Source organism: Arthrobacter sp. Soil_N43 (assembly GCF_057655195.1).
The window spans coordinates 1-11,365 of the sequence record NZ_JBDGML010000067.1 but is presented as its reverse complement, the minus strand read 5'-3'; the positions used below and the strand labels follow the sequence as shown (position 1 = coordinate 11,365).

Below are 11,365 nucleotides of genomic sequence, written 5' to 3'. Positions count from 1 at the left end.
AAGTTGATGCCGTCCCAGGAGTCCTTCCAGCCCTGGTTGATCAGGCCCTGGTCGTTGAGGCGCTCGTACTCGACGAAGCCGTCGCCGTCCTTGTCGCCGTAGTTCCGGATCCAGTCCAGTGCCCGGTCCGCGTGGGGGAGCAGCGCGGCGATGGTCTCCTTGGCGAATCCCCAGCGGCTCACCGAGCCCAGGGTCATCACGAATTGCGGGGTGGCGTCGACGCTGCCGTAGTAGGCGGATTTTCCGCCCAGGGAAAGCCCGCTCGAGACACCGAGCCTGACCTCGTGCAGGATTTTTCCCGGCTCTTCCTCGCTCATCGGATCCACGACTTTGCCCTGGCGGTCGGCGAGGGTCTGCAGGGTGCCAAGGGCCAGGGAGGGGTCCACCGGCAGCGACATTTCCGATGCCCAGAGCGAGTCCCGGCCGAACAGGGTCATGAACCACGGCGCGCCTGCGGCCACCACGATCCGCTCCGGATGGGCCGGGTCCTCGATGCGCAGCGCGCCCAGGTCGTCGTAGCTGCGCCGCAAGGTCCGTTCGATGGAACGGTTGCCCATGTGCAGCCTGGGAATTTTCGCCACCCACTCCTCGCGGCGGCGGTCACTTGGAGACATCTCGCCTGCCGCCGGACGAACGAACGATGCCGCCGGCGCGGCGGTCCCGTCGACGGCAGGCACCACGCTCAGCAGCGTGCTCCACTGCCCGTGCGGCCGGACAACTGTCCGGTATGTCAGGGCATCGGGGGCGACGTCGGCGCCTTCGGCCTTCACGATGACGCTCTTGTGGACGTCCTGCCAGACAGCCCTGATGGCCAGCGAGTCACCGTCCGGCTCCCGGGTCTCCTCCCAGCGCCGCTGGACCCGCGCTTCCTTGACTTCGAACAGGTCCGCGAAGTCGGATTCAACGCTCAGCGAAACCACGCAGTCGGCCGCGTCAGCGGAGTAGTTCCGGATGGTGATCTCCTCCCGGATCCCGGCACTCACTTCGCGCAGGCGCTCCACGATCAGGGGACTGTCCGCGTAGCCGTCCGAGCGGGGAACGCGGCCAATGAACAGGGCCCGGTAGGGCTCCCTCGTGGCCGCGGTCAGCGGTTCCAAGGGCTGGCCGTTGACGCTCAAGTTCCAGCGGGAGAGGATGCGGGTGTCCTCATGGAAAACGCCGTGCGGATGTTCCGGATGCATGTCCCCGTTCGCCAGGGAAATGCAAAAGGATGAACCTTCCACCAGCGTGACCGTGCCGGACCCCACAGGTCCGGCTGCCGTGTCAGCATTCCAGCCAGCCATCACCGCCTCCTTCAACGGCTCAAGACGGAGGCGGCGATGAGTCCATCAGAGTCCAACCGCTGATCGCCGCCTTGCTCTGTGGTAGACGCTACGCTTGCACTCCGCTTGATGCTAGGCACCTTGATGCATGTCTGCCTGATGCATGGCTACGGGTCTTCACGTGGCCTTGCATCCCTGCCGTTCCCGGTACTTACTAGGTGATGGGAGGTCTGGCCACGCAGGCAGGGATGCCGGTGGCCAGGCATTCCGTCGGCGCCAGCCGACCCAACAACTGAAGCCGGAGGAGAACATGTTTGCTCGAGTCAGCACCTACAAAACCAGCCTCGGCACCACCGGAGAACCTTCGGGGGAAACCGTGAGGCGCGTGCTTGAACTGCCCGGCTGCGTTGGCCTCTACTACCTGAAGGGAAAGGACGACAAATCCCTCTCCATCACGCTGTGGAATACGCAGGAAGCCCTCGTCGAGAGCCAGGAGCCCGCAGGCAGGATCCGGTCAGAAACCAGCCGCGAACAGGACATGCAGATCCTCGACGTCGAAGAATTTGAAGTTCTGACCGAGCATCTGAAGCAATGAACGGCGGATAGCCGCCAGCCTGCGGCTGGGCCCGCTCTGGCGGGCTCCGGCGAAGGGGACGAGAATGGGCTCGTGCACCCTCGTCGCCCCGGTGGGGACGTAGACGCGATGAACGCCGACGCCCGAAAGATCCAGCGCATTTATCTCACGTTGACGCTGGGCAATACGCTTGCGGCGTCATTCATCTGGGGGATCAACACCCTCTTCCTGCTGGATGCCGGGCTCAGCAACCTCGAGGCCTTTGCCGCGAATGCCTTCTTCACGGCCGGCATGGTGCTCTTCGAGGTGCCGACCGGAGTCATAGCCGACGGCTGGGGGCGCCGCGCTTCATTCCTGCTGGGCACCGTGACGCTGGCCGTATCGACGTATCTCTACTACATGCTGTGGCAGTTTTCCGCCCCGTTCTGGATGTGGGCGGTGGTGTCCGTATTGCTCGGCCTGGGCTTCACCTTCTTCTCGGGGGCGGTTGAGGCCTGGCTCGTCGACGCGCTGCGGTTCTCCGGCTATGAAGGCGGGCTGGAGACGGTGCTCGGGCGGGGACTGATGGTGTCCGGGATCGCGATGCTTGCCGGCTCGGTGGCCGGCGGCGTCGTTGCGCAGGCCACCGATCTCGGCGTGCCGTTCCTGCTGCGGGTGGGCGTGCTGTTGGCCATGTTCGGGGTGGCTTTTTGGCTCATGCACGACGTCGGTTTCACGCCGGAGCGGTCCACCCACCCTCTCCGGGCCACCCGTGCCGTACTCTCCGCCTCGATCGAGAACGGGTTGAAGAACCCGCCTGTACGGTACGTGATGCTGGCCGCGCCGTTCACCGCCGGCGTCGAAATCTATGTGTTCTACGCCCTGCAGCCGTACCTGCTTGAGCTGTTCGGCGACCCGCACGCGTACTCCGTGGCGGGCCTTGCGGCGGCGATGGTGGCCGGGGCGGAGGTGCTCGGAGGATGGATGGCGCCCCGGGTCCGGCGCCTCTTCCGCAAACGCACCACGGTGTTGATCCTGACCACCATCGTGAGCGCCTTGATTCTGGTCGCGCTCGCGTTCATCCAGGTGTTCTGGGTGGCGCTCGTGCTGTTGGCCCTCTGGGCTGTGGTCGCCGCGGCGGGCACCCCGGTCCGGCAGGCCTACCTGAACGACATGATCGCCTCGAAACAGCGGGCCACAGTGCTGAGCTTCGACTCCCTGGTTGGATCAAGCGGCGGCGTCGTGGTGCAGCCGCTGCTCGGCCGGGCAGCCGACGTGTACGGCTACCCCGCTTCGGTGGCGATCGGCGGCGTCATCGAGTTGATTGCGGTGCCGTTCCTGCTGGCCAGCCGCCGGCAGGGCCCACCCGCAGATCTGGCCAGCGCCGCGGCCAGCACCACCAACGCGGAATCCCCGCCCGCGTAGCCAATCTCGAGGGCCCGGCCCCTGCGGACCTGAAGCCTATTGAGTGTCCCACTGCCGCGGAGTAGCGTGGCAATACCGTCAACCGCACCACCCAGATCCGGGAGCGACCATGCCTAATGTGAGACGTCGCCTGGCTGCCGTCACGGCGGCCGTGACCATGAGTGTGACCAGCGGAGCCGTCATCAGCCCCGCGTTCGCCGATCCGCTCGAGACCAAAAAGACCGCGACTGCCACCGGCTACGGCGGCGCGGTCAGCACCGTGGACCCGGAGGCGTCCGCCGCGGCGATCGAAGTCCTCCGCGAGGGCGGCAACGCCGCGGACGCCGCCGTCGCGGCCGCTGCGACCCTGGGCGTGACCGAGCCGTACAGTGCCGGGATCGGCGGCGGGGGCTACTTCCTGTTCTACAACGCGAAGACCGGCAAGGTTGGCACGATCGACGGCCGCGAGACCGCACCCGCCGCAATGCCGCGCAACGCGTTCATCGATCCGGCCACCGGCAAGCCCTACAACTTCACGCCCGAGCTCGTCACGAGCGGCGTCTCCGTAGGCGTTCCCGGTACGCCGGCCACCTGGGAGCGTGCCCTCAAACGGTGGGGCACGCTGGACCTTGATGATGCCCTCGAGCCGGCCATTGAGGTGGCGGACCGAGGCTTCCTGGTCGACGAGACGTTCCGCCAGCAGACCAAAGACAACCAGGTCCGCTTCGAGGCGTTCACCTCCACCAGCAAACTCTTCCTCCCCGGCGGTGACGCACCCGCCGTCGGAAGCATCTTTAAGAGCCCCGACCTTGCCAAGACGTACCGGCTGCTCGCGGACAAGGGCACCCGCGCCTTCTACCAGGGCCAGCTCGCGAAAGAGATCGTAGCGGCCGTCAAGGCACCGCCCAAGACTGCCACCACGAAACTGCCCGTCCCGGCAGGCCACATGACCACGGCTGATCTTGCCGCCTACCGCGCCCTGGATCAGGCGCCCACCCACGTGGAGTACCGCGGCCTGGACGTCTACGGCATGGCGCCCTCCAGCAGCGGTGGCACTACGGTCGGCGAGTCCCTGAACATCCTGGACACTTTCAACCTTTCCGCGATGTCGACGCCGGACGCCCTGCACCATTACCTCGAGGCCAGCGCCCTCGCGTTCGCGGACCGCGGCAAGTACCTGGGCGACCCCGCGTTTGTCGACGTCCCCACGCGCGCCCTCACCGACCCGCTGTTCGGCAAGGAGCGCTCCTGCCGGATCGACCCGAAGCGCGCGGCCGTGAAGCCCGTCGCGCCCGGGGACGTGTCCACGTACGACGGCGTGTGCCCGGCCGCCGCCGCGGCGCCCGCCGACGAGAAGGACACCGAGAACATCTCGACGACCAACCTGACGGTCGCGGACAAGTGGGGCAACGTGGTCGAGTACACGCTCACCATCGAGCAGACCGGCGGGTCCGGCATCGTGGTCCCCGGCCGCGGGTTCCTGCTGAACAACGAGCTGACCGACTTCTCGACCGTGTACGACCCCAAGGATCCGAACCGGATAGAACCGGGAAAGCGGCCGCGCTCCTCGATGTCGCCGACCATCATCCTCAAGGACGAGGAGCCCTTCCTCGCGCTCGGTTCGCCCGGCGGGTCGACCATCATCACCACGGTCCTGCAGACGATCATGAACCGTGTGGACCGGGGCATGAGCATTTCCGAGGCGATTGCGGCACCTCGTGCGGCGCAACGGAACACAGCCAATATCAGCGCAGAGCAGGAGTTCATCGACGCCTATGCAGCCGACCTGGAGCCGCGTGGCCATGTGTTCGCCAAGGCGGGGGACTCGTTCACGTCGCTACCAGAAATAGGCGCGGCGACAGCGATCGAGTTCAAGCGCGACGGGAGGATGGTCGCCGCGGCCGAGCCGGTCAGGCGCGGGGGCGGCTCGGCGATGGTGGTCAAGCCCGCGAGGTGAGGCCTGGGCCGATTTGTAGCTCCAGGACATTGTCGGCCTCAATCCAGCTGCTCGGCGTGCCGAGCTGCGCGCTCAGGCGTTGCATCCGCCCGGCAATTTGCTGCGCGCTCCGGCCTGCAAGCCGGGTCTGCATGCGGGTGATCGTCGTCGGATACAGACGAAGTGCCGAGGGCACGCTTTTCCTGGTGTCCAGGAGGAAGACGAATGAATGGTCGTTGCGTTCGTTCGGGTCCACGGCGTAGTCATCCACAAAGTCGCCGGCGCTGTAGACAACGGGCCGATTCCGGTACAGTCCGACGCCGCGGAAAATGTGGGCCGAATGCCCGAACACCACGTCGGCGCCAGCATCTATCAGTGCCCGCGCCAAACGTTGGTGCGCGGGCGGGACATCGGATCCCCAGTTGCCGCCCCAGTGTGCCGAAACAATCAGCAACTGGACCCGGTCCTTTGTCCGCCGGACCAGTTCCAGCAGATCCGTCACCCGGCGGTCGCCAGGTTCCACTGGGACGTAGTAGATTCCGGGGGCGCGGCCGGTTGCCTCCCAGTCCGGCTGATTGTCGGTAAAGGCAATGAACCCGACGGCATGTGGACCCACCCGCCGGACTGCCGGCCGCCGGGCCGTCTCCAGGTCCATCCCGGCCCCAGCCCGCAGGATGCCGTGTTGGTCGAGTGCCGCCAGCATCTCCCGGAGCGCATCAACTCCGAAGTCCAGCACATGGTTGTTGGCCAGCGAGACTACGTCGACAGCCGCCGACCTCAGGCTTTCGACGTTCTTTGCGTCCGAGCGGAACCGGTACACCTTGCGGGGCGCAGGTGTTCCGTGGTCAGCGAGGACGCATTCGAGGTTCGCGAACGTGATGTCGGCCTGGCGCAGGAGTGGCAGGGTGTCGCCCCAGGGATAGGCAGGATCTGCCGTCTTCAGCCGGTCGTTGACCAGCCGGCCCAGCATGACGTCCCCCAGGAGCGCGATCTGCATGCTCAACCTCCACCTTGCAAGGCCTTTGCTATCAGGATGCACCGCCTGCTTGCCTGGTGCCAGTCAACCGGCAGAGGCCCTAACCGCCGTCGAAACTGCCGAGGAGCTCCACGGTTCCGGGCCCAAAAAAGGCCTCGCAGGGTCCGGATTCGTGAGGGATAGTTGGAGAAGGAGCAGTGGGCGGCCGCAGCGCCCCATTCCCTGGGTGGCTGAGTCTCCGGTCGGAAAGGCATCTGCGGCCGCCGCGTTGATGGGAACGTCGCGGTGGTGGACATGTTCGCGGACAGGGCTGATGCAGGGCGGCAGCTGGGGCTGCGGCTGGAGTATCTGCGTGGAGGCGACGCCGTCGTTCTGGGTGTGCCCCGCGGCGGAGTTCCCGTGGCATTCGAGGTAGCTAGGGCACTCGGCGCACCCCTGGATGTGATTCTGGTGCGCAAGCTGGGGGTTCCGTTCCAGCCCGAACTCGCGATGGGAGCCATCGGCGAGGAGGGGGCCAGCGTCCTGGACAAACGCGTCCTCTCACTCACGAGGGTCAAACAGGAAGACCTGCGGGCTGTTGAAGAACGGGAGCGGCGTCTGCTTAATGACCGGGTGGCACGGTTCCGGGCCGGCCGGACCCTCATGGATCTGAGCGGCCGCACTGCGGTGATCGTTGATGACGGGATCGCTACCGGGTCAACTGCCCGCGTGGCCTGCAGCATAGCGCGCAAACTGGGGGCTGCGAGGGTGATTCTGGCCGTTCCCGTTGCCCCTGCAGACGTTCTCCGCACCTTTACGGAGGCGGACGAGGTGGTGTGCCTCGCCACGCCCCGGCAACTGACCGCCGTCAGCCAGCATTACCGTGACTTCGCCCCGACGACCGACGACGAGGTGGTGTGGCTGCTCGACGCGTCCGCCGAGCGTGTGCAGAGAGCGTCTTCAGCCTCCCGCAGCCCAGTCCTCGACCAGGACGTGCAGATCCACTCGGACGGGGTGAGGCTCCAAGGACACCTGACCCTTCCCCGACCGGATGCGGCAGTAGTGGTGTTCGCCCACGGCAGCGGCAGCGGCCGGCACAGCCCGCGAAACCGGTTCGTCGCCTCAACGCTCCAGCAGGCGGGGCTGGGGACCTTGCTTCTGGACCTGCTCAGCCCCGGGGAGGAGCTGGACCGCGCCAACGTGTTCAACATCGAACTGCTTGCGCGGAGGCTCACCGCAGCCACAGGCTGGCTTGGCAGCCAGCCGGACACGGCCGCCTGCAGCGTGGGATATTTCGGCGCGAGTACAGGAGCGGGAGCCGCGCTGTGGGCGGCTGCCGAACAAGGGGAGAAGATCGGCGCAGTGGTCTCGCGGGGAGGCCGGCCGGACCTGGCAGGTCCCTGGCTTGCCCGGGTCCGCGCCCCGACGCTCCTGATTGTCGGCAGTGCAGACCACCAGGTGCTCGAACTCAACCGCCGGGCGCAGGCCAAGATGCGCTGCCCCAACCGGCTGGAACTTGTCCAGGGTGCAACCCACCTCTTCGAAGAACCCGGAACGCTGGAGCAGGCCGCGGCCTTGGCCAGGGACTGGTTTGTGCAGCACCTGCTGCGGGAGCAGGAGGATGCGCCATCCGGGTCAGGGTCCTCTCCATGAGCAACGCCCGCCGGCCTGCCAGCCTTCGCAGGCAATCCTTCGCAGGAACTACGACGAGGCACTTCATGACGGGCCAGCGACCCGCGCCGCGCAGGGGTGACGGCAGAACGGGGCTAGGCCTCCCGCCACAGGGGCAAGGGGACTACTCCCCGGCTGCGCCCTGACTCGTCCAGCAGGTGGCCGAGCCGCTTGTAGGTGCGCACCACGGCCTGCCGTGAGATCACCGCGCTTCCCGGCGCCCGGGAAGCCAGCTCCCGCTCGTGCCCCTGGACTTCGAGATAGTCGCGGACCCACAGCGTCACCACCAGGTTCTGGGCACCCAAAACCTGCGCACTCAGGCGGCAACTCGGCAGGCCGGCGAAGTAGCGGCCGATGGAGTCGACATGGGTCGCGGGTACGTTGAGGCTCAAGCTCACCTCCCGCAAGCCCTGCTGGACGGCGACGGAAGTATCGCACCTCATCGTCATGTAGCCGGCCGCCAAAAACCGTTCCACCCGCCGTCGTGCAGTCTGCGGCGAAACGCCGGAGGCTGACCCCAGCTCTGCCCAGCTGGCCCGCCCGCCGCGGGCCAGCTCCTCCAGCAGCGAGGCATCCAGCCGGTCCGGGGCGTAGGCGGGCGGTGGCGGTGAGGACTCCTTCACCATGAGCCTCGCCCGCGCCGGTTCCAGGGTGCCGCTGCGCCACTCCGAGGCCTGCCTGTAGAGCTGCGTCACGAATACCACCTCCCTGCGCGTTACCCCCGGCAGATCCGCGAAAGAGCCTGTGACTATCGCCATGAGTTCCTCATGGCTTGATGCGAAGCAGTCCACGAACAGATCGTGAGGTCCTGAGACCAGGGAGACCGTCCCGAAAGCGGGCTCTGCACAGAGGCGCTGGATGAGGGCCTCGTGCTGGCCCGGCACCGAGGACAACTGGATGAAGGCGGACCAACCGGCACTGAGGTAGCGGGGGCCGGGAGACGGCGTGATCCAAGCGAGTCCCTGTTCCGCGAGCGCGTGCCAGCGGCGGGCGATGGTGGGCCCGGACAGGCCCAGGGCATCGCCCACCCGGGACCAGTCGGCCCTCGGATTGATCTGCAGGGCGTTGACGATTTCGAGATCCAGTTCGGAGATCATGGCTGATTCTTTCAGATTCTACCCTCTAGCGGGGATTTCCATCGATTTGCGCTTGGCGCATGGAGCCATGGCTAACGTTGTGACTCGCATCACCCCCGGGCGTAAACGGCCCCGAATCCCAAGGAAGCACATGACAAGCAAAACAGCGACACCGGCCGCGGCGGCGATCACCCGCAGGACCATCACGGGCATGATCGTGGCAATGGCCGTGGTCGAATCACTCAGCGGCGTCACGCAGGGATACTTGAATCCCATCCTGCCCGCCCTCGGGCCTGTCTTTTCGATTGGTGATCCGACGATCAATGGCATCTTCCTCGTCGCCAACGTCAGTTTTGCCGTGCTCACACCCATCATCTCCAGGCTCGGGGACAGCTACGGATACCGGCTGGTGCTCCGCTGGTCCACTGCCGTCGTGGCCGGGGGAGTACTCATGATGGCACTGTGGCCGTCCCTGTGGACGGTGACCGTGGGCGTCGTGCTGCTCACCTGCGTCGTGGGCTTCATCCCGCTAATGATGGGCATCCTGCGGGTCACCAGCCCCGCCTCCACCCGCACCGGCGTCAGCGTGATGATCGGGATGCTGATGATCATGGTCGGAGCAGGCGGACTGCTGGCGGGGGTTGTGGGCGCCAGCGACCCCACCCTCGGGTTCTGGGTGGCTGTTCCGTTCGCCGTCGCCGCCCTGGTGTGTTCCTTCCTGCTCCCCGACGCCGGAACTCCCACCCGGGAGGGACTCGCCGTGGTGCCCCTGATGGCGTGTTCGCTCGGACTGATCGGTTTCGTCGTTGCGCTTTCGATGGGGGCGGACTGGGGCTGGCTCGACGCGCGGACACTCGGATCCGGACTGCTCGGACTGGCGCTGCTGGCCTTCTGGGCCGTGCTCGACGCCGGCGGCCCGGAGCGCGGGAAGAGGTTCATGGACCTGCGTATGCTTGCAAACCCGCGTATCCGCTCCGTCTCGCTGGCCACCTTCTGTTTCGGCTTCGCGTCCATCAGTTACTTCGGCACCAACGGCATCTTCCTGCACGCCAACCCCGACAAGGCCGGCTACGGATTTGCCCTCAGCCCGCTCATGATCGCCATCGTCCTCGCCGCCGCCTCCGTCCTCTCGCTCGCGTCTTCGCTGCTGACCGCGCGGGCGCTCAGGGCGTTCGGCGTGCGCGCCACGCTGGTCTTCGCGGGCCTGCTGCTGGCGGGCGGTTTCGTGGTGATGATGGCGGCGCACGCTTCCCTGGCCGGGTACTGTGCCGGTTTTGCCTTGTTCAACCTCAGCTTGGGCATGTACCAGGCCGGGACCCGCGCGCTGTCCGTTGAAGGTGTGCCGCTGGAGGAGACGTCGACGGCGGCCGGACTCAACGAGTTGGCCCTCTCGGTCGGCATTGCGGTGGGCGCCGCCGTCGTCAAGCTCCTCTCTTCGGCATCGGCATCGGCATCGGCCGAGTCGGGGCGCATCACTGAGGTGGGCCTCGTCTCCATCTGGGGAGCGCTCGCGGTGGCTGCTTTGGTTGCGGCCGCAGCGTCCGCACGCTACCCGAAGCAGCAGGCCGCGGAGGTGGCTCCGTGAACGCGGCAACGGTGACGCAGGCGGGCGTTGCGCCCGCTGCCGAGACCGGGATCCAAGGCCGTATCTGCGCGGCACTGGAACGCTGGCAGCCCAGAATCCTTCGATTGAGCCATGCCATCCATGCCGATCCCGAACTCAGCGGCGAGGAGCTCCGGGCCGCCAAACGGGCCGCCGCGCTGCTGCGCTCAGGCGGCTTCAGCTTTGACGGCGCCCAGCCAACGCTCCCGACTGCCTTCAGCGCCCGGTATGGAAAAGGTGACCTCGTGGTGGGCCTGTGCGTTGAATACGACGCGCTGCCGGCCATTGGGCATGCCTGCGGACACAACGTGAACGCCGCCAGTGCCGTGGGGGCGGCGTTGGCACTCGCTGCCGTGGCGGACGATCTCGGCATCACAGTCAAGGTACTTGGCACTCCCGCCGAGGAGACCACCGGCGGGAAGGCTGACCTCATCAAGGAAGGCTTCTTCGATGACGTGAGCCTGGCCATGATGGCCCATGCCGGTGCCGAGGACGTCATCGGCGGCTCCTCGCTGGCCATGAGCATGTGGGATGTGCTGTACGAAGGGCGCCCATCGCACGCTGCGGCCGCGCCGGCGGAGGGAATCAATGCACTGGACGCGATGGTGGTCGCCCAAACCGCGGTTGCGCTGGCCCGGCAACAGCTTCCGTCCGGATCCGTTGTGTCACTGATCGTCACCGAAGGCGGGAGCGCCGTCAACGTCATCCCGGACCGCGCCCGGGCCAGCGTGGAGATGCGCTCGCCCAGCCTGGCGACGCTGCGTGTGATCGAAGAGCGCGTGCGGCACTGCCTGGAGGCCGGCGCCCTCGCCAGCGGTGCCACGCTTAGGGCCACCCCCGTCGGCAACGCGTATGCCGAGTTGAGGCAGGACAGGTTCCTTTCCGAGGCGTACCGCGAGGCGATG

Annotated in this window: 9 protein-coding genes; 6 read left to right on the top strand and 3 right to left on the bottom strand. The window is 66.9% G+C overall.

From position 1 onward, the window contains the following. The coding region (locus tag AC3A3W_RS06565) for an amylo-alpha-1,6-glucosidase (protein WP_487441296.1) at positions 1-1,283 on the bottom strand (1,283 nt) is incomplete at its 3' end. A 289-nt stretch (positions 1,284-1,572) separates the two neighbouring features. Between AC3A3W_RS06565 and AC3A3W_RS06560 the strand changes: the two genes are divergently transcribed. The 3 genes from AC3A3W_RS06560 to ggt all read left to right on the top strand — a co-directional run bounded on the left by AC3A3W_RS06560 (position 1,573) and on the right by ggt (position 5,176). After that, positions 1,573-1,857 carry a hypothetical protein gene (locus tag AC3A3W_RS06560; RefSeq protein WP_487441295.1) on the top strand — a complete coding sequence of 95 codons (285 nt, stop codon included), beginning with the start codon at positions 1,573-1,575 and terminating at the stop codon, positions 1,855-1,857. Positions 1,858-1,965: 108 nt separating this feature from the next. Next, on the top strand, positions 1,966-3,240 hold the full coding sequence (locus AC3A3W_RS06555) for an MFS transporter (RefSeq protein WP_487441298.1): 1,275 nt from the start codon (positions 1,966-1,968) through the stop codon (positions 3,238-3,240). 109 nt (positions 3,241-3,349) lie between these two features. Next, the gene (gene ggt, locus AC3A3W_RS06550; protein ID WP_487441293.1) at positions 3,350-5,176 is read left to right on the top strand and encodes a gamma-glutamyltransferase; all 1,827 of its coding nucleotides are present in this window, start codon (positions 3,350-3,352) and stop codon (positions 5,174-5,176) included. Here the strand turns inward: ggt and AC3A3W_RS06545 are convergent. Beyond that, positions 5,160-6,152 (bottom strand): CapA family protein, encoded by a 993-nt coding sequence (locus AC3A3W_RS06545; RefSeq protein WP_487441297.1) that lies wholly within the window; start codon positions 6,150-6,152, stop codon positions 5,160-5,162. The genes ggt and AC3A3W_RS06545 overlap by 17 nt on opposite strands. 267 nt (positions 6,153-6,419) lie before the next feature. Here AC3A3W_RS06545 and AC3A3W_RS06540 point away from each other — a divergent pair, with 267 nt between their 5' ends. After that, positions 6,420-7,763, top strand: coding sequence for a phosphoribosyltransferase family protein (locus AC3A3W_RS06540; protein WP_487441291.1), 1,344 nt, complete (start codon positions 6,420-6,422; stop codon positions 7,761-7,763). Positions 7,764-7,876: 113 nt separating this feature from the next. Here the strand turns inward: AC3A3W_RS06540 and AC3A3W_RS06535 are convergent, their stop codons facing one another. Further along, complete coding sequence (locus AC3A3W_RS06535; protein ID WP_487441289.1) at positions 7,877-8,878, bottom strand: Lrp/AsnC family transcriptional regulator; 1,002 nt, start codon at positions 8,876-8,878, stop codon at positions 7,877-7,879. A 130-nt stretch (positions 8,879-9,008) separates the two neighbouring features. Here AC3A3W_RS06535 and AC3A3W_RS06530 point away from each other — a divergent pair, with 130 nt between their 5' ends. Further along, a complete protein-coding gene (locus AC3A3W_RS06530; RefSeq protein ID WP_487441287.1) occupies positions 9,009-10,442 on the top strand; it encodes an MFS transporter in 1,434 nt (477 codons plus the stop codon). Continuing rightward, the coding region (locus AC3A3W_RS06525) for an amidohydrolase (protein WP_487441285.1) at positions 10,439-11,365 on the top strand (927 nt) is incomplete at its 3' end. The genes AC3A3W_RS06530 and AC3A3W_RS06525, both read left to right, overlap by 4 nt.

Coding starts and splice junctions, on each gene's coding strand:
- AC3A3W_RS06530 (WP_487441287.1), top strand. CDS start 9,009: ATGACAAGCAAAACAGCGACACCGGCCGCGGCGGCGATCACCCGCAGG.
- AC3A3W_RS06555 (WP_487441298.1), top strand. CDS start 1,966: ATGAACGCCGACGCCCGAAAGATCCAGCGCATTTATCTCACGTTGACG.
- ggt (WP_487441293.1), top strand. CDS start 3,350: ATGCCTAATGTGAGACGTCGCCTGGCTGCCGTCACGGCGGCCGTGACC.
- AC3A3W_RS06545 (WP_487441297.1), bottom strand. CDS start 6,152: ATGCAGATCGCGCTCCTGGGGGACGTCATGCTGGGCCGGCTGGTCAAC.
- AC3A3W_RS06560 (WP_487441295.1), top strand. CDS start 1,573: ATGTTTGCTCGAGTCAGCACCTACAAAACCAGCCTCGGCACCACCGGA.
- AC3A3W_RS06535 (WP_487441289.1), bottom strand. CDS start 8,878: ATGATCTCCGAACTGGATCTCGAAATCGTCAACGCCCTGCAGATCAAT.